Below are 17437 nucleotides of genomic sequence, written 5' to 3'. Positions count from 1 at the left end.
CACCGCGCACCGCACACCGAACTTGGGGGGTTCATGCGTAGATCCCGAGGGCTCGCGTCCGCCGTCGCCCTGTCCCTGGCCGCCACCGGAGCCGGGCTCGGCCTCGGTCTGGTCCCGCAGGCCGCGGCCGTCACCCCGCCCGTGGCCTTCACCGCCGACGCGCTGTCGACCTGGCAGCCCAACGGCGTGGTGTGGGCCCTCGCGGAGGCCGCCGGCCAGGTCTTCGTCGGCGGCACCTTCTCCGCCGTTCGCCCGCCCGCGGGCGGCGCCGGGAGCGAGCGGTCGGCCGTGAACTTCGCCGCGCTCGACGCCGCGACGGGCGCCCCGACCTCCTGCACGCTGTCCTTCACCGTCGCCTCGGGCACCGCCACCGTCCGCGCGCTGGCCCTCTCGCCGGACAAGAAGACCCTCTACGCGGGCGGCTACTTCGGCGCCGTCAACGGCACCGCCGTCTCCAGCCTCGCCGCCGTGGACGTGGCGAGCTGCACGGTGAAGACGGACTTCCGCCCCGCCTTCGGGGCCACCGTCCGGGCCCTCGCCGTCACGGACGACACCGTCTACGCGGGCGGCGACTTCCTCACCGTCGCCGGGCAGTCGCGGCAGCGCTTCGCCGCGGTCGGCGCGGCCGACGGCGCTCTGAGGCCCTTCACCGCCGACGCGGACGAGCCCGGGCGCGCCATCGAGGTCACACCGGCGGGCGACCGCGTCCTGCTCGGCGGCGACTTCTTCACGGTCAACGGTACGAACACCCACGCGCTGGCCGTCGTGGACGCGACGAGCGGCGCCCTCACCACGGCCTACCCCGGCTTCATCGAGACCAACTCGGTCGTCAAGGACATCGCGACCGACGCGACCGGCTTCTACACGGCCAACGAGGGCACCGGCGGCGGCGTCTTCGACGGCCGGATCGCCCTCGACCTCGGCAGCTTCGGCCAGCGCTGGCGCGACACCTGCCTCGGCGCGACCCAGGCCGTGCTGCCCTACCAGAACGTGCTCTACAGCGCCTCGCACGCGCACGACTGCTCCAGCGTCGGCGAGTTCCCCGACGGCCAGCGCCACCACCTGCTCGCCCAGCCCACCACCGGCACCGGCAAGCTCGGCTGGGCCCCCGACACCAACGACGGCATCGGCGAGGGCATCGGCCCGCGCGTGATGACCGTCGGCTCCAAGGGCGGCGTCCAGTACCTGTGGGTCGGCGGGGAGTTCACCACCGTCAACGGCGCGGCGCAGCAGAGCCTGACGCGCTTCGCCTCCACCGGGGACACCGGGGCGCCGACCGTTCCCGTCGCGAGCGCGGTCAGCTTCGCACCCGGCGAGGTGCAGGTCCGCTGGCGCACCAGCCTCGACCTCGACGACAGCGCCCTGACCTATCGGATCTACCGCAACGGCGCGGCCACGCCCCTCGCGACGGTCACCGCCGACTCGCTGTTCTTCAAGCGCCCGCAGGCCTCCTGGACCGACACGACGGTCACCGCCGGCCAGTCCTACACCTACCGGGTGACGGCCACCGACGCGGCCGGGAACACCAGCGCCCCGTCGGCCACCGCGAGCGTCACCGTACCGGCCAAGGCGGACGCCTACCCGAACCAGGTCCGCGCCGACGGAGCCCGGCAGCACTGGCGCTACGACGAGTCCGCCCTGCCCTCCGTCGCCGACTCCTCCGTCTCGGGCAACCAGAGCGGCGTCCACCTGAACGCCCCCGCCCTGCGCCAGAGCCCCGGAGCGGTCTCCGGGGCGAGCACGGCCATCGGCTTCAACGGCACGGACACCCAGGTCTACGGGGACGAGCGGCAGACGGTGGGCAGCACCTACACCATCGAGACCTGGTTCAAGACGGACACCACCCGGGGAGGCAAGATCTTCGGCTTCGGCAACAACCAGGCCCGCGGCAGCAATCAGTACGACAAGCACATCTACATGACCGACGACGGCCGGCTCGTCTACGGCGTCTACACCGGAGCCACCCGCACCCTCACCACCACCGGCAGCTACAACGACAACGCCTGGCACCACGTCGTCGCCACCCAGGGCCCCGGCGGCATGACCCTCTACGTGGACGGCGCCCAGAAGGGCACCCTGGCCGTCACCACGCACGAGAACTTCTCCGGCTACTGGCACGCCGGCGGCGACAGCCTCGGCGGCTGGCCCGACCGCCCGACGAGCGAGTACTGGGCCGGCCGGCTCGACGAGACGGCCGTCTACCCGACCGTCCTGAGCGCGGCGCAGGTGCAGAACCACCACGCCCTCGCCACCGCCCCCGCCGACCAGGTGGTCCAGGTGACCGCGGCGGAGGACACGTACGCCAACGCGGGAGCACCCGGCACCAATTACGGAACCTCCAGCTCGCTCGCCGTGCGCGGCAGCTCCTTCTACGCGAGCTACCTGCGCTTCGACCTGCCGGCCGCGCCCGCCGGGACGGTGCTCAAGTCGGCCGTCCTGAGCGTGAAGACCAGCACCATGAGCGGGGCCGGAACGACGGACACCGTCTCGGTGCTCCCGGTCACCGGGGCGTGGACCGAGACCGGCACCACCTACACCAACCGCCCGGCGCTGGGCGGACCGGCCCTCGGGGCCTTCGCCGGGATCCCGGACGGCTCCGCGGTGCACACCGCCCCGCTGACCACCGCGACCGTCGCCGCGGCCCTCGGCGGCGGCTACGGCCTGGCGCTCAGCAGCACCGGCACCGACGCCCTGTGGCTGTGGTCCTCGGAGGCCCAGGCCGGCGAGGGCACGCCGCGGCTGACGCTGACCTTCGGCGCACCGTGACCGCGCGCGCGGCTGCGTACGGGCTCACGCCGAGCCGATAGTGCCGCCGCCCGGGCCGCCGCCGGACTCCCAGCGGACCTCACCGTCCTGGCGGTGCCCGGTCCGCCGGAGCCCGCAGGCGGCGGCCACGGCGGCGGAGGCGGCGTGCTCCGGGTGGACGTGCGCGACCAGGCGGCCGACGGGCAGCCCCCGCAGCCAGCCGGCGAGCGCCCGGGCGGCCTCGGTCGCGAAACCGCGGCCCTGCCAAGGGGAACCGACGACCCAGGCCAGCTCGGCGAGACCCCGTGCGGGGGTGACCGTGGCCTGGACGGTTCCGATGAGCTCCCGCCCGGCGCGCAGCCGAACAACCCAGTTGCACCAGACCGCCGAGGGGTCGGGCGACCCGGCGGCGAGCCGCTCGTACCGGGCGCGCAGCGCGTCGGGCGACAGGGGCTCGCCGCCGATGAACGCGTGCAGGGCCGGATCGGCCAGGACGAGGGCCATCTCGTCCGCGTGCGAAGGGTGCAGCGGTACGAGATCCAGCCGGTCGGTGGCGAGGACCACGGGCCGGATCGCGGTCGCCGCCACCGGCGGGGGCGCGGGAACGCGGACCTTGGCGGCCGCCCCCGGGCGCGGGACGCCGTCCACGGCCAGGCAGATCCCGAACACCCGGTCGTGGCCGGCCCAGCCGTTGACGCGGCCCCGGTTGTTGCTGATCCGCACGCGCCGGCGCGGCCCGTCGACCGCCGAGACCAGGTGCAGGTACACCGTTCCCGAGACGCGGACCAGGACGATGTCGCCGACCTCCAGGAGCGCCGGGTCCACCGGTGCGACCGACACCTTCTGGCGGCTGCGCACGAGCGGCACCATCGAGTCGCCGACCGGCCGGAATTCCACCTTCTCGCCCCGGCCGAGCCGGTCCGCCATCGCTTCGAGCATGCCCATCCGGAGAGTCTGCCGGGCGCGGTGCGCGGCGGGCCAGCGGATTTGGCTCCGGGCCGGGCCCGTCAGCGCGGCGGCTCCACCTCCAGGAACCGGCGGCGGCGCGGGCCCCGGTACAGCAGGCACACCCAGCCGGCGCGTTCCAGCGCTGCCGCGCAGTCGGCCAGCCGCGCCTGCTCCTCCTCGGCCGCGCTAGACCCGGGCGGGCCGAGCCAGGTCACCTCCGCCAGCCGCGGCTCCGCTCCGGCCGCCACCCGGTAGCCCGTACCCGTCCGCCGGCCCTCCGCGTCCAGCGCCGACGGGGGAATGCCGGCCGCCTCCAGTACGAGGGCCACCGCGCGCGGGGGCTGCCGCACCTCCCACGGCGCGGGAACCGCCGCGCCCGCCGGGCCGTTGACCAGACGGCGGATCTGGAGCAGCCCCTCGAAGGCCGTGGCCACCTCGGCAGCCCGCCCCGGCGAAGCCGTCCCCGGCCCGTCGCCGGTCGCCGGCTCGAAACCCTGCCCCGGTACCGCCATCACCCACCACCCCCGCACCCGCCGCGCACCCGTCTGAGTACCTCGTGCCCAACGGCCTGAGTATCCGCCCCGATTCCCCGCCGCGCCCACGCTGGTCGAATGGGGCCATGACCACCGAGACCCCCCGCGGCACGACGAACACCGCGCTCCGGCCGCACCTCCAGCACGTGACCACCGCCGGGACGGCCCTGGCCGTGGCCCTGGTCCCGCTCGTGGTCGGGGTCCTCGTCGCCAAGGGCATGGGCGCCGACCCGATGACCCCGGTCAACGCCCTGATCACCCGCGGCGGCCACTGCACCGGACTGCCGCGCGCCGAGTGGCGGCGCCGCGGCCGCGCCACCATGTGCCGGCTGCGCACGGCCCGCCGCGCGGCCGCCCCGCGCCTCAGGCGGGCGGCTCCCGCGACCCGGTGACCCACCCGCCGGTCAGCGCCCGTACTGCCGCAGGCACAGGTCGACGATCGACGGCGGTACCGCGCCCTCCGCGGCCGCGCACAGCCCGTCCACCCGCGCCGGGTCCGCGGGCGGCACGGGTGTGCGGCGCGGACGGCCGGACGCGGGCCCCGGCGTCCGCGCCCGCCGGGGGAGGGCCGGCAGGTTCCCCAAGGGGAGCGACACCGGCGCATCGGGCGCGGCCACGGGCGGTACGGGACCACGCGCGGGCCCGGTGACCGGGCCGGGCACCGGCTCGGCGGGGCCGACGGAGACACAGCCGGCGCTCGCGAGGAGCGCGACGAGGGACAGGGGCAGGGCCCGGCGCAGCTGCATCCGACCACCTTGCCGCACCGCGCGGTGGGCCCGGTCCGCTGCCTCACGCGTCCGAGTGAAGCGGGCCGACCGGAAGGGCTGGGAATTAGTGGGGCGGCCGGGGATATTGGAACGGCAGTACGGACGGCAGGGGAGGCGCGACCCCCGGAGCCCCGTGCCGCCGAGTCCTGCCCGCCGAACGCCCGTACGGAGTACCGATCGATGACCGCAGCTGCCGCGCCCGGCGACCCCGCTTCCCTGCCCGACCTGGATACTCCCCCCGCCACCGGGAAGATTTCCGCCCCCGTACCTCCCTCCGCTCCCTGGAAGGGCTGGGCGGCCGTGTGCGCCGTCGCGCTCGGGATCTTCTGCCTGATCACCTCCGAGCTGCTGCCCGTCGGCCTGCTCACCCCCGTCGGCGCCGACCTCGAGGTCTCCGACGGCACCGCCGGGCTGATGGTCACCGTGCCCGGCCTCGTCGCCGGCTTCTGCGCCCCGCTCGTCACCGTCGGCGCCGGCCGGCTCGACCGGCGGCATGTGCTCTGCGTGCTCATCGCCCTGATGGCCGCCGCCAACCTCGCCGCCGCCCTCGCCCCGAACTTCGCCGTCGTCCTCGCGGCCCGACTGCTCGTCGGCGTCAGCGTCGGCGGGTTCTGGGCCATCGCCGGCGGGCTCGCCGTACGCCTCGTACCCGAGCGCCACGTCGGCCGGGCGACCGCCCTCGTCTTCGGCGGCGTCCCCACCGCCTCCGTGCTCGGCGTTCCCGTCGGCACCCTGCTCGGCGAGTACGGCGGCTGGCGCACCGCCTTCGCGGCAGTCGGGGCGCTCGGCCTGGTCACGCTCACGGCACTGCTCCTGCTGCTGCCGCCGCTGCCGCCGACCCGGCACGTCAGCTTCCCCGAACTGCCCGCCCTGCTCCGCCGCAACCGCGAGGTCCGCGCGGGCGTGCTCGTCACCTTCCTCGTGGTGACCGGGCAGTTCGCCGCCTACACGTTCGTCCGGCCGATCCTCCAGGACGTCTCCGGCATCGACGCCGGGTACGTCAGCACGCTCCTGCTCGGCTACGGCGTCGCGGGGGTCGTCGGCAACTTCCTGGCCGGGTCGCGCGACGCGTACCGGGCCCTGCTCGTGATCAGCGCCTTCCTCGCCGTGATCCTCGCACTCATCGCGGTGCTCCCCGGAGCGGTCGCCGGAACCACCCTGCTGCTCGCCTGGGGGCTCGTGTACGGAGGGGTCTCGGTGAGCGTGCAGAGCTGGATGATCAAGGCGGCGCCGACCGCCGCGGAGGCCGCCTCCTCGCTGATGGTGGCCATGTTCAACTTCGCGATAGCGGCCGGAGCCCTGTTCGGCGGCCTCGCGGTCGACGGCCTCTCCGCCCCCGCCGCCCCCCTCGGCGGAGCCGCCCTGATGCTGCTGGCCGCCGTCACCGTCTGGGCCACGGCGATCCGGCGCCGACCCGACAGAGGGGATGCGCCGGGGCAGATCGGACACCCGGCTTGACCGGGCCCGCCCTGGAGGGAAAGAGTGCGCCGATCACCGCTTGATCCGCACTTCGGAGACCCGCAGATGTCCAGACCCGTGCCCGTCCGCTCATCGCACGCACCGGCCACCCTCGGCGGTCCCCGCGCACTCGCGGCGCCCGGAACGGCCCCGGCCGCCGGCGCGACCGCCCCGGCCCCGGCCGCCCGGCGGCGCGGGGCCTGACCGGCCGGGTGGGGGCCGGCACCGCACCGCCGCGCCGGCCCCCGTCCCCCGCCGGGAGACATCCATGTCCCACGACCCCGATGAGAGCGGCGCCGCCCCCGACGACCGCCCGTACGCCCACCCGTACGTGACGCCTTTCCCGGGCGGGCCGGCACGCCCGTCGACACCCGCCTGGCCGCACACGGGACCGGCCTCCCAGCCGTTCCCGGACCCGTACGAGGACCCGTACGCCTACCTGGACCCGGACCCCCTGCCGGCCCGCGAGGCCGTTCCCGGACGGGCCCCCGCCGGGGCTCCGGGCGACGGGCACCGCCGGGAGCGCCGGGGCGCCGACCCGCTCACGGTCGCTGTCCTCACCCTGGTCGGGCTCGCCGCGGCGGGGGGCCTGGTGTTCCTGCTGACCGGCTCCGATGAGCCGGAACAGCCCCGGGCCAAGGCGCCCTCGGGGCTGTCCGTGCCGGGGCTCCCGGGGCGCGGCGCGGCGGAGGAGGAGTCGGCCGGCCCGACCGCACGGCCGTCCACGACCGCCTCGCCACGGCCCTCGGCGTCGGCCACGAGCCAGTCCCCGAAGCCGACGCCGTCCGCGAGCCCGTCGAGCGCCAAGGCGGCGCCACCCGCCGCGACCCTGCGCACGGGGGACAAGGGCCCGCAGGTGCGCGCCCTCCAGGAGCTGCTGGTCGCGCAGGGATTCACGTACGTCTCCGTCAGCGGCGTCTACGACGGCCAGACCAAGCGCGGCGTCACCCAGCTCCAGCGCGACCGGGGCATCCAGGGCGACCCCCAGGGCGTCTACGGCCCGGCCACGCAGGCGGCGCTGGAATAGGCCCTACACCGAACCGGCGGCCGTCCGGATGAGGTCGAGGACGGCCTCGGGCTGCGAGAGCATGGGGACGTGGGCGGACGCGACCTCGGCGACCGTGGCGCCCATGCGCTGGGCCCCGAACCGCTGCAGCTCGGGGTTGACGGCGTGGTCCTGCGTGGTGATCAGGAACCAGCTGGGCTTGGACCGCCAGGCGGGGGTGCCCATCGTGGAACCCAGGACTTCCGCGGGCGGAGCGACCTGGGTCGCCCACACCAGCTGCTGCTCCGCCTCCGGCAGGTCACCGCAGAAGTCGGAGATGCCGTCGCGGGAGATCCAGATGCGTCCGTCCTCGGTGTCGAGGTGGGAGAACAGCGGCGGCGCGTCGAATTTGCCGATCAGTTCCTGCGGTGTCTCGCCGGCATCCGGGCCCAGGGCGGCGATGTAGACGAGCCCGGCGACCCGCTCGTCGGTGCCGGCGGCGGTGATGACGTAGCCGCCCCAGGAGTGCCCGACCAGGATGGCCGGGCTGCTGACCCGGGCGAGCGCGCGGTGGACGGCGTCGACGTCTCCGTCCAGGGAGTCCAGGCTGTTCTGCGCCGACACCACCTCGTGCCCTTCGCGCTGGAGGGCGGGGATCAGCTTGCTGTAGCAGGAGCCGTCGGCCCACAGGCCGTGGGCGAAGACGATGCTCGGTCTGGTCGGCGACATCGGCGGTTTTCCTCCAGAGGGGAGCGCGGACCGCGGGTCCACAGGTGGCACTCGGCCATCCAGAGTCCACATCGGTGCCCGGGGCGGCGCATCCCGGCGGACCCACCCGGGTCAGCGCCCGCCGGCGACCCGCAGCACCGTTCCCGTCGCGTACGAGGCGTCGGGGGACAGCAGCCACGCGATCGCCCCGGCGATCTCCTCCGGCTGTCCCGGCCGCCCGAGCGGGATGCCGGCCGCGGCACGGGCCGGGCGGTCGGGGTCGCCCATCGCCGCGTGCATGTCGGTCTCGATGATGCCGGGGGCCACCGCGTTGACCCGGATCCCGTCAGGGCCCAGCTCCTTGGAGAGGCCCACCGTGAGCGCGTCGGTGGCGGCCTTCGTCGCCGCGTAGTGGACGTAGTCTCCCGGGCTGCCGAGGGTGGCGGCCGCCGAGGAGACGTTCACGATGGCCCCGCCGCCCGATTCCGCCATGTCCCGGGCGGCCCGGCGGCAGCACAGCAGGTACCCGAGCAGGTTCACCTCGACGACCCGTCGCAGGTCCTCGGTCCTGGCGTCCGCGAGCCGGCCCAGCGGGCCCGTCACCCCGGCGTTGTTGACGAGGCCGGTCACCGTGCCGAGTTCGGCACGGGCGACGTCGAACAGCCGATCGACGCCCTGCTCCTCGGCGGTGTCACCGCGTACGGTCACGCACCGCGCGCCCGTGGCCCGTACGCGCTCGGCGACGGCCTCGGCGGCCGCCACGTCACGGACATAGCCCAGTGCGAGGTCGTGCCCGTCGGCGGCCAGCCGCAGACAGGTCGCCGCACCGATGCCCCTGCTGCCGCCGGTGACGACGGTGACCGGACGACGTGACACGAGAGCCTCCTGCATGACGTGGACGACCGGGAAGGCTAACACCCCGATTTCCGCTGGACCAGCGGAAATCGGAGCACCGAAGGTAGGGGCACGAAACACCCGTACGAGGAGCCGCCCATGTCGACTTTGCGAGTCACCGCCGAAGAGCTGACCGTCCACGAGCACCCGAACGCCGACGCGTTGGAGCTGGCCCAGGTGGGCCTCTACCGCGCCGTCATCGCCAAGGGCGCCTACCGGACAGGTGAGTTCGCACTGTACATACCCGAACAGGCCGTGCTGCCCGCCGCGCTGATCGAGGAGCTCGGCCTGACCGGCAGGCTCGCCGGCAGCTCCGCCGACCGCGTCAAAGCCGTCCGGCTGCGCGGCGAGCTCTCCCAGGGCCTGGTGTGCCGGCCGCGCGCGCTCGCCGACGTCGACCTGGCGCGGGCGGCCGAGGAGGGCACGGACTTCGCGGAGCTGCTCGGCATCACCAAATGGGCTCCGCCGATACCCACCAGCATGGACGGGGAAGTCGAAGCCGCCCCCGACCTGCTGCCCTGGGTCGACATCGAGAACCTCCAGCGCTATCCGCACATCTTCGAGGAGGGCGAGCCGGTCGTCCTCACCGAGAAACTGCACGGCACCGCCTGTCTGTTCACGTACGTCGCCGAGGGCGAGCGGAGCCTGGTCACCTCCAAGGGGTTCGGCTCGAAGGGGCTGGCCCTCAAGGAGGAGGAGCGCAACCTCTACTGGCGGGCCGTACGCGGCCACGACGTACCCGCCGTCGCCGCGAAGCTCGCCGCCCGGCTCGGCGCGAGCAGGGTCGGCATCTTCGGCGAGGTGTACGGGGCGGGGGTCCAGGACCTCGCCTACGGAACGGACGTGCGCACCGCCGACACCCCGCCCGGCTACGCCGTCTTCGACGTGTCGGCCGAGATCGACGGGCAGGTCCGGTGGCTGGACCCGGCCGAGGTGCTGGGGGACGGCGAACTGCCGCTGGTGCCACGGCTGTACGAGGGCCCGTACGGACTCGACACCGTCCTGGAGCTGGCGACCGGCCGCGAGACCGTGTCCGGGAAGACCCTGCACCTGCGCGAGGGCGTCGTCATCCGGCCCGCGACCGAGCGGTACAGCCCGGTCGTCGGCGGCCGCGCCATCGCCAAGGCGGTCAGCCCGGCGTACCTGACCCGCAAGGGCGGCACCGAGTACGAGTGACACGCCCCCGCCGCCTCGTGGGGCGCACCCGCCATCCGTGGTGGGATGGCCCCGGGGCGGGGGTCCACCCAGTACACGGAGAGGTCGGGTACATGTCCCAGGACACCATGCGGGCGATGGCGTACGAGACGTACGGCGGGACGGAGGTGCTCACCGAGACCCGGCTCCCCCTGCCCAAGGTCGCGCCGGGCGAAGTCCTCGTCCGCGTGAAATGCGCGGCGGTCAACCCCGTCGACTGGAAGATCATGGCGGGCGGGCTGGACGGCCTCATGGACGCCGTGTTCCCCGTGGTCCCGGGCTGGGACGTGTCCGGGACCGTCGAGCGGGTGGGCATCGACGCCCCCGAATGCGCCGAGGGGGACGAGGTGTTCGCGTACGCCCGCAAGGACTACGTGCACGGCGGGACCTTCGCGGAGTTCGTGTCGGTGCCCGTACGGACCCTGGCGCACAAGCCCGCCTCGCTCGGCTGGGCCGAGGCCGCCGCGCTCCCGCTCGCCGGACTCACCGCCTACCAGGTGCTCACGCGCCTCGGCACCGGCAAGGGCGACACCGTCCTCATCCACGGCGCGGCCGGCGGGGTCGGCTCCTTCGCCGTGCAGATCGCCCGCTCGCTGGGCGCCCGGGTCATCGGGACGGCCTCCCCGCGCAACCACGACCGGGTCCGCGACCTCGGCGCCGAACCCGTGGAGTACGGGGACGGCCTCGCCGACCGGGTACGGGCCCTCGTGCCCGACGGCCCCACGGTCGTGGCGGACTTCGTCGGCGGGGTCCTCGGCGTCACCCGGGACGTCCTGCACGACGACGGCCGGCACGCCTCCATCGCGGACCCCACCGTGACCGGCGCCGGGGGCGAATGGATGTGGGTCCGCCCGGTCGGCAGCGACCTGGCCGAACTGGGCCGACTCGCCGACACCGGGCAGCTGACGGTACCGGTCGCGAAAACCTTCCCCCTGGCGGAACTGGCGGCGGCCTTCGAACTGAGCCAGGGCGGCCACACGGCGGGCAAGATCGTCATCGAGCTCTGAGCCGTGGCCGGCTCCGCCGGCGTTCGAGGCGCCCTCTCCCCAGCCCCGTCGGCGCCATTTCAGCCCGTCCGGCGTTTGAGGACCGGGGTCTGGGGCGGAGCCCCCCCCACGCGGCGGAGCCGCATATTCGGTACGCCGGGAACGGGCGGGGCGGGGGAAGGCCCCGCGCAGCGGCCCCACCCGCGGCCCGCACACAGGGGCCCGCCGGGGCCGGGCGCGCGCCGGGGCGTCTCCTCGGGCGTCGAACGTTTCCAGGGGCCGGAGGGCCGAGCGCGGCCCAGTTCGACGCCCTGCGGGGACACCCCGGCACACACCCGACCCCGGCGGTGCGGCGTCTCCGACCGGGCGGGGCGGGCCCGGACTCCGCCGTGCCGGTTCCGACGGGGTCGGGTGGGCGGTGGGGCGTCCCCGCAGGGCTCCGAACTGGGCCGCCCTCGGCCCACCGACCCCTGGAAACGTTCGGAGCCCGAGGAGACGTCCCGGCGACCGCCCGGCCCCGGCGGAACCACCCCCGACCCCGCCCCGCTCCGGCTGGGCCGCCTCACCCCAGGTCCGGGACCCCGCCGCCCGGCACGAGCGCGACGTCGACCCCCGGCAGCCCCCGCGTCCACGGCGCGGACACTTCGGCGAGCAGGGCCGCGTCCGGGGGCGTACGGCCGAGCCCGATCGCGTAGCGGGCCAGGCCCGCACCGCACTCGAACGGCCGGGGCCACGCGTGCGCCTCCGCGACCCCCGCCTCCTCCAGCGCGCCCAGCAGCGCCCGCATCCTGCCCCGCATCCGGCCCAGCGTCTCCTCGAACTTCGAGCCGGGAGCGGTCCGTACGGTCACCACCGCCCACGCCGCGTGCCTGCGGTGCAGCGGCGGTGCGGCTCCGGTGGGCGCGGAGGCGTCGCCGGCGAGCAGCTCCCACGCCTCGTACAGCTCCCGGACCAGCAGCTCCCGCATGCCCGGGCCCACCTGGGCCGTACAGCTGCGCACCGGAGGGGACGGCGTGAGCACCGTGACCGGGTCCGCCGACGCGACGGGGCCGGACAGGGCGACGGGCTCGCGCCAGTCCCAGGCGGCCCAGGTGCCGAAGAACTCCAGGAGCAGGCCGGCGGGGGAGCGGTCGGGGGCCTCCCGGACCGTGCGGGCCGCCAGCACCGACCAGGCCAGCCCCGGCAGCCCGCCGAACGGCGCCGAGTCCAGACCCCGCGCCCGCGCCCACGCCTTCACCCGCCGCGCCAGCCCGGCGAACGCCGCATGCTCCGCGCCCACGTAGGCCCGTATCGCATCGGCGTCGCTCACCGCGCCGAGCGCGACGGCCGCCGCGTCCGCAGCCGCGTCCGCAGCCGCGTCCGGGCCGGTGGCCACGGCCACCAGGTCCACGTCCAGCGCCCCGACGCGGAACCGCAGCCCCGGCACCCGAGCCCCCGTGACCTCCCGCAGCCGCCGCGCCTCCGGCAGCGCCGCGGCCACCCGCTCCCGCAGCTCGGCGACGTCCGCCGCCCCCGGCAGGACCGCCACCAGGTCAAGGTCCGCCTCCGGCAGCGCGCAGCCCATCCGCCGCGACCCGGCCACCTGCAACTCCACGCCGCCCGCGCCGCCCAGCGCGCCCCGCAGCCGCTCCGTCACCGACTCGGCGTGGCCCTCGGGCACCGCCGCGCGCCCGGCCCCGTACCCCGCCTCCGGCATCCACCGCACCGCACCGGTCCCCAGCGCAACGGTGGCCCGCACCCGCATCGGCCCGTCCCCGCGCCGCGAGAGCACGGCCAGCTCCCCGACCCGCGCGGACGTCCCGCCGCCGATCCGCGCCGCGAACTCCCCGGCGGCCCGCCGGGGATCCCGGCTGCGGCCCAGCGTCAGGTGCGGGGTGTAGCCCTCGGCGCGGCCGCGGCACCCCGGGAACCGCTCCGCCAGGGCGCGCCGCAGCTCCTGCCACGGCGTGTCACCGGCCGCGGCGGGGTCCAGCCACAGGGTGGCGTCCTCGCGGTGTCCGAACTCGTACACGCCCTCCAGCCGGGCGTCGAACGGGCCGGTCGCCGCGGCGACTTCGGAGAGCAGCGGCAGCGCCCCGGCGAACGAGGACTCCGGCACGAAGCCGAACAGCAGGTTCACGTGTGCGGGCCAGCGCCCGACCTGCGGATCAAGCTCGCGCCGCAACTCATCCACAGCACCGGGGAGTTCCGGCGGCAGCCAGGCCACCGCCGTCCGCGCCGTGGCCGGTTCGTCGAGCCGCGCCGGCCCGCCCTCCGGCGTCCCGAACTCCAGCGTCGCCTCCACCCCGAAGTGGTCGGAGGCGAACAGGCCCTCGGCGTTGGGCGTGTCGCCGCGCAGCGCCGCCCACGTCACCCGGCCGCAGGCCGGCCGCAGCAGGATCCGGTCCAGCCGGGACGCCCTCCCGGTCAGGGAGCCCACGGCGGCGAGGGGATTGGCCGCCGGGTCAAAGGTCGGCGTGTCGTCCGCCGCCCCGTGTACGTCGTTCCACGCGTCCCGCATGCCGAGCGCGGCCCCGGGCCCCTCGGCGCCGGAGCGCCCGTCGTTGAAGTCGCCCAGCAGTGCCACGCCGGCCTCGATGCCGCCCAAACCCTCGGCGAGCCGGGCCAGTTCGGCCTCCCGCCGGAGGTCCCCGCGCTCGGTGTGGTCACTGGTGAGGTGGGTCGCGGCGACCACCAACGGGCCGCCGGCAGTGTCCACCGTCACGGCGGTGACCGCCTTGTGCGGGCCCAGGACGTGCAGCCCCGCCTCCCGCACGGGCAGCCGGCTCAGCACCAGCAGCCCGCACTCGGCGACGTCCCGGCCGCGCGGATCCGTGGCGACGGTGTACCCGGCGCGCACCCACTCCGCGGCCAGCAGCATGCGCAGCAGCTCCGGCTCGACCTCCTGGAGCGCGATGACATCGGCATCGGCGGCCGCCAGCTCGGCCAGCAGCAGCGGCCTGCGCCGGGCGGTGGCGATGAGCGGGGCGTCGTAGCGGTCCCAGAGCGTGTTCCAGGTGAGCAGCCGCACGACGGCGGGGGAGTCCGCCGCGCTCCGGGTCCGGGCCTCGGCCGGGCGCCAGGCCCCGTCACCCGCCGGATCCCACGCGTGCGGGGTGCGGGCGGTGAAGAACGGTGCCCGCAGCAGGCGGGGATCACGGACCCGGCCCGCCCCGGTGACGTCGATCCGGTCCACGCCGGAGGCCCGGTCCCAGACCAGCTCTCCGTCCGCCTCGACGAACAGCACCCGGTGCCAGGGGATGTCCCCGCCGGGCACGAAGGACGGCAGCGGAACCCGCTTCGGCGCGGCCCCCCGCTGGAGCAGCCCGAGCACGAACCGCGCCGGGTCGAACCGGGGGTCCCAGCGGACCTGGTGGTACAGCTGCTCGCTGGTGCGCATCAACGCTCCCCGTGTGCCGTGGCCGGGCCGCCCGCGAGGCAGCCCGCCGTGTCCTCGACGTCCCCGCCCGCGCCGACGTACCACGTACGGTGTGCCTGGCCGGCGTACGGCGGGCTGAACCGGCGCAGCTGCGAGGTGAGCACCTGCGGCGGCACCGGATGCGGGCGCACGGAGTTGCGGCGCGTCAGCTCCCCTTCGTCGACGAGCACCACGGCGTGCGTCACCAGCGCGTCGCGACGCCGGGCCACCGAGCCGGCCAGGCTCCGCTGCCGGTCGGTGAGCGAGGTGGCGTCCCACACGACCGTGCCGCCCCGGGCCAGCGCCGAGTCGAGCCGGTCCAAGCCCTCGCCCAGCACCTCCGCGTTGGCCCGCTGGTCGGCGCGGGACCCCCGGGCGGTGCGCAGGTCGTCGAGGGAGACGTAGGCGTCCACGCCGGGCAGGGCGCGGCCGAAGGTGCTCTTCCCGCTGCCCGACGGGCCGCTGAGCTGCACGAGCCGGGGGTACGCCCCCTCGCGCCACCGCCACGTGGCCGCCACCGCCTCCTCGACGACGATGCAGCTCACACCGGGACCCCAGCCGAGGCGTTGGCCCGCGATCCTGCCCTCCGCGAACGCCCGCCGGGCCTCCGCCCAGCAGCGGTCGGCCGCGTCCGCGTCCAGCCCTGCGAAGGGCTCGCGCAGCGCGGCGCGCAAGGCCTCCAGCGGATCCTGGCCGCCGACCAGCCCCGCCTCCTCGGCGCACAGCGCGGACCACTCCACGCACTCCCGCGCCTCCGTTTCCGAGGCCAGCGCCCCGGCGAGCGCGTGCAGCACCCCGAGGTCGGCCGCGGCGGCCATCCGGACCAGCCCGGCCCGCCGCTCCTCGTCCGGGAACGGCCGCTGGAGGTACGGGTACAGCCCCACCAGGTCGCCCACCCGCCGGGCGAGCCGCATCCCGAGGGGGCCCGTCGCGAGCCGCGCCATGATCCGGGCCCGCGGCTCCCGGTGCAGCACGGCGGCCAGCACCCCGGCCAGCCGGTCGTCCCCGGTCCGCCCCAGCCCGTCCAGCCGGGCGGCGGTCTCGGCCACCTCGTCCGCATCGGAAGACCCTGCCATCCCCACCGCGGCGGACAGCCCCGCCACATCGGCCTCGGCCCCCGAGCGCACCGCCCACAACGGGGCCGTCGGCCCCAGCCCGTTCGGCACCACCTGCGCGTACATCCAGTGCGTATCGGTCTGGACGTGGCCGCCGCGCACCCACTTGGCCACGCACCGCCCGAAGTCCTCGCGAGCGAAGCCGTCCGCGGTCCGTACGACGTACCCCTCCTGCCGCGCGGTATCGAGCCGCAGCTTGCGCAGCGCGCGCGCGTCGAAGACGCCCCGCCACAGCACGCGCGGCACGGGCACGCCCAGGTCCCGCAGGAACCGTACGGTCCGGTCCCAGTCCAGGCAGTGGTCCCCGTCCCACACGGAGAACCCGTAGAACCAGCTGTCGAGGTCCTCGTAGGGGATCGAGTGGCGGGCGTACAGGTTCTCCCCGCACACCCGCCAGCCGTCCGGGATCCCGGCACCGATCCGGCCCTGGAGGCCCTTGACCCAGGCCCGCGAGGGATGGTGCGCCGAGTCGAGCGAGCGCGCGTGCAGGCCGTCCGCGTACAGGGTGGTGTTCTCCCCGTCGAGCTTCTCGGTCACCACGACCTCGCGCCCGGCCAGCCCCGCGAGCCCGGTGGCCCGGACATCGTCCGCCGCCGCCCCCGGTGACCAGGGCAGGTGGGGCGTACGGGGATAGTGGGTGCGCATGGTCCGCTCCTGCTCGACGACACGTTGCCCCGTCACTGTAGGTACGCGGACCGGTCCCATCCATCGATTAACTCGAGGGACGGCGCCCCGACCAGGCCACCAGATGGTCGAGGACGGACGCGTCCGGCGCAGCACCTCGACCAGCGGACCCGTCGGGCACCCTCTAGCGGCAGAGGGCCACGATGTCCGGCGACACCGTGCCCCTGGCCGCGGCGCACAGGGGAGCCATGTCGAACGTCCGCCGCGGCGCGGGCGGCGCCTTGGCGGGGGCGGGCTTCCGCGCGCGGGGCTTCACCGGGGCCGGCTTGGCGGCCGGCTTTGGCCGCTTCGGCCGGGCGGCGGCGGGCGACGGAACCCGAGCGGGCGCGGGCGCGGGGGCTGCGGGCTCGGACTCGGGCTCGGGCGCGGCGGGCAGAGTCCCCAACGGCAAGGCGGCCACGGTCTGTTGCGGAGGCTCCGCAGGGGCGGCGGCGGGCGCCAGTCGCGGCGGGTCCGGCGGGGCGGCGGGGTGCACGGTCACGCACCCGGTGGCCATGACGAGCGCGGCAAGGGTCAGGGGCAGGGCCCGGCGCAGCTGCATCCGCCCACCCTGCCGTACCGGCCGCGCCGGAGCCGAACCCATCACCCGTACGAGTGCCCCCACCCCCTGCCGGGCTGCGCCTCAACGACCGGGGCTCCGCCCCGGCCCCCGCTCCTCAAACGCCGGAGGGGCTGGATTCCACACGCCGTACCGGGCTCCCGGCGAAGGCGCGTTGCCGCAGCCACGCCACCCCGTGGGCCGGGCCCGCCGCCTCCGGGTGCCGGGCGGAGATCACCGCCGGCAACCGCTCCCGCCCGCCGAACAGGTGCGCGCCGAGCCACGCCGCACAGCCCCCGGCCCGCCCCCGCCCAACTGGTCAGATCGGCGGCCAGCCGGCCCAGCAGGAAGGACAGCAGCGGACCCGCCACCACCGAGGCGGCCGCCACGGCGAAGGTTCGGCCGCCAGGAACTACGCGGCGAACATGCCGCGCACCGCGAGCCCGCGAACCGCGTCGACCCCGACCAGCCCGCCCCCGCCCCCG

General features: G+C 75.9%; 14 protein-coding genes. 6 read left to right on the top strand and 8 right to left on the bottom strand.

All coding sequences use genetic code 11. The features are described 5' to 3' along the window. The first annotated feature begins 33 nt into the window (after positions 1–33). On the top strand, positions 34–2766 hold the full coding sequence (locus tag AB0O21_RS27200) for a DNRLRE domain-containing protein (RefSeq protein ID WP_365175124.1): 2733 nt from the start codon (positions 34–36) through the stop codon (positions 2764–2766). Positions 2767–2790: 24 nt separating this feature from the next. Here AB0O21_RS27200 and AB0O21_RS27195 read toward each other — a convergent pair whose 3' ends face one another. Together AB0O21_RS27195 and AB0O21_RS27190 are read right to left on the bottom strand one after the other, a co-directional pair. Beyond that, positions 2791–3318, bottom strand: coding sequence for a GNAT family N-acetyltransferase (locus tag AB0O21_RS27195; protein WP_365175237.1), 528 nt, complete (start codon positions 3316–3318; stop codon positions 2791–2793). 434 nt (positions 3319–3752) lie between these two features. Then, a complete protein-coding gene (locus AB0O21_RS27190; protein ID WP_365175122.1) occupies positions 3753–4205 on the bottom strand; it encodes a hypothetical protein in 453 nt (150 codons plus the stop codon). Positions 4206–4312: 107 nt separating this feature from the next. Between AB0O21_RS27190 and AB0O21_RS27185 the strand changes: the two genes are divergently transcribed. Beyond that, complete coding sequence (locus AB0O21_RS27185; protein WP_365175120.1) at positions 4313–4618, top strand: hypothetical protein; 306 nt, start codon at positions 4313–4315, stop codon at positions 4616–4618. A 12-nt stretch (positions 4619–4630) separates the two neighbouring features. On the opposite strand, the gene AB0O21_RS27180 is transcribed toward AB0O21_RS27185, so the two are convergent. Further along, complete coding sequence (locus tag AB0O21_RS27180; protein ID WP_365175118.1) at positions 4631–4972, bottom strand: hypothetical protein; 342 nt, start codon at positions 4970–4972, stop codon at positions 4631–4633. 201 nt (positions 4973–5173) lie between these two features. Between AB0O21_RS27180 and AB0O21_RS27175 the strand changes: the two genes are divergently transcribed. Further along, the gene (locus AB0O21_RS27175; RefSeq protein WP_365175116.1) at positions 5174–6451 is read left to right on the top strand and encodes an MFS transporter; all 1278 of its coding nucleotides are present in this window, start codon (positions 5174–5176) and stop codon (positions 6449–6451) included. A gap of 268 nt (positions 6452–6719) precedes the next feature. Continuing rightward, positions 6720–7478 carry a peptidoglycan-binding protein gene (locus AB0O21_RS27170; protein ID WP_365175114.1) on the top strand — a complete coding sequence of 253 codons (759 nt, stop codon included), beginning with the start codon at positions 6720–6722 and terminating at the stop codon, positions 7476–7478. 3 nt (positions 7479–7481) lie between these two features. Here the strand turns inward: AB0O21_RS27170 and AB0O21_RS27165 are convergent, their stop codons facing one another. Together AB0O21_RS27165 and AB0O21_RS27160 are read right to left on the bottom strand one after the other, a co-directional pair. Then, the gene (locus tag AB0O21_RS27165; RefSeq protein WP_365175112.1) at positions 7482–8165 is read right to left on the bottom strand and encodes an alpha/beta hydrolase; all 684 of its coding nucleotides are present in this window, start codon (positions 8163–8165) and stop codon (positions 7482–7484) included. Between the two features lie 111 nt (positions 8166–8276). Then, complete coding sequence (locus tag AB0O21_RS27160) at positions 8277–9035, bottom strand: SDR family oxidoreductase (RefSeq protein ID WP_365175235.1); 759 nt, start codon at positions 9033–9035, stop codon at positions 8277–8279. 102 nt (positions 9036–9137) lie between these two features. On the opposite strand from AB0O21_RS27160, the gene AB0O21_RS27155 reads away from it, so the two are divergent. Together AB0O21_RS27155 and AB0O21_RS27150 are read left to right on the top strand one after the other, a co-directional pair. Beyond that, positions 9138–10214 carry an RNA ligase (ATP) gene (locus AB0O21_RS27155; RefSeq protein WP_365175110.1) on the top strand — a complete coding sequence of 359 codons (1077 nt, stop codon included), beginning with the start codon at positions 9138–9140 and terminating at the stop codon, positions 10212–10214. Positions 10215–10321: 107 nt separating this feature from the next. Beyond that, positions 10322–11239 (top strand): NADP-dependent oxidoreductase, encoded by a 918-nt coding sequence (locus AB0O21_RS27150; RefSeq protein ID WP_365175233.1) that lies wholly within the window; start codon positions 10322–10324, stop codon positions 11237–11239. A gap of 541 nt (positions 11240–11780) precedes the next feature. Here the strand turns inward: AB0O21_RS27150 and AB0O21_RS27145 are convergent. The 3 genes from AB0O21_RS27145 to AB0O21_RS27135 all read right to left on the bottom strand — a co-directional run bounded on the left by AB0O21_RS27145 (position 11781) and on the right by AB0O21_RS27135 (position 16955). Continuing rightward, a complete protein-coding gene (locus tag AB0O21_RS27145; protein ID WP_365175108.1) occupies positions 11781–14597 on the bottom strand; it encodes a poly(A) polymerase in 2817 nt (938 codons plus the stop codon). After that, a complete protein-coding gene (locus AB0O21_RS27140; RefSeq protein WP_365175106.1) occupies positions 14597–16375 on the bottom strand; it encodes an RNA ligase family protein in 1779 nt (592 codons plus the stop codon). The genes AB0O21_RS27145 and AB0O21_RS27140 overlap by 1 nt, the downstream gene beginning before the upstream one ends. A gap of 163 nt (positions 16376–16538) precedes the next feature. Continuing rightward, on the bottom strand, positions 16539–16955 hold the full coding sequence (locus tag AB0O21_RS27135; protein ID WP_365175105.1) for a hypothetical protein: 417 nt from the start codon (positions 16953–16955) through the stop codon (positions 16539–16541). Positions 16956–17437 lie beyond the last annotated feature (482 nt).

The organism is Streptomyces sp. NPDC091371 (assembly GCF_040684275.1).
GTDB lineage: Bacteria > Actinomycetota > Actinomycetes > Streptomycetales > Streptomycetaceae > Streptomyces.
The sequence above is the reverse complement of the archived record's forward strand: the minus strand, read 5'-3'. Positions and strand labels throughout refer to the sequence as shown.

Coding starts and splice junctions, on each gene's coding strand:
- AB0O21_RS27140 (WP_365175106.1), bottom strand. CDS start 16,375: ATGCGCACCCACTATCCCCGTACGCCCCACCTGCCCTGGTCACCGGGG.
- AB0O21_RS27175 (WP_365175116.1), top strand. CDS start 5,174: ATGACCGCAGCTGCCGCGCCCGGCGACCCCGCTTCCCTGCCCGACCTG.
- AB0O21_RS27160 (WP_365175235.1), bottom strand. CDS start 9,035: ATGCAGGAGGCTCTCGTGTCACGTCGTCCGGTCACCGTCGTCACCGGC.
- AB0O21_RS27135 (WP_365175105.1), bottom strand. CDS start 16,955: ATGCAGCTGCGCCGGGCCCTGCCCCTGACCCTTGCCGCGCTCGTCATG.
- AB0O21_RS27150 (WP_365175233.1), top strand. CDS start 10,322: ATGCGGGCGATGGCGTACGAGACGTACGGCGGGACGGAGGTGCTCACC.
- AB0O21_RS27180 (WP_365175118.1), bottom strand. CDS start 4,972: ATGCAGCTGCGCCGGGCCCTGCCCCTGTCCCTCGTCGCGCTCCTCGCG.
- AB0O21_RS27190 (WP_365175122.1), bottom strand. CDS start 4,205: ATGGCGGTACCGGGGCAGGGTTTCGAGCCGGCGACCGGCGACGGGCCG.
- AB0O21_RS27145 (WP_365175108.1), bottom strand. CDS start 14,597: ATGCGCACCAGCGAGCAGCTGTACCACCAGGTCCGCTGGGACCCCCGG.
- AB0O21_RS27155 (WP_365175110.1), top strand. CDS start 9,138: ATGTCGACTTTGCGAGTCACCGCCGAAGAGCTGACCGTCCACGAGCAC.
- AB0O21_RS27200 (WP_365175124.1), top strand. CDS start 34: ATGCGTAGATCCCGAGGGCTCGCGTCCGCCGTCGCCCTGTCCCTGGCC.
- AB0O21_RS27170 (WP_365175114.1), top strand. CDS start 6,720: ATGTCCCACGACCCCGATGAGAGCGGCGCCGCCCCCGACGACCGCCCG.
- AB0O21_RS27165 (WP_365175112.1), bottom strand. CDS start 8,165: ATGTCGCCGACCAGACCGAGCATCGTCTTCGCCCACGGCCTGTGGGCC.
- AB0O21_RS27185 (WP_365175120.1), top strand. CDS start 4,313: ATGACCACCGAGACCCCCCGCGGCACGACGAACACCGCGCTCCGGCCG.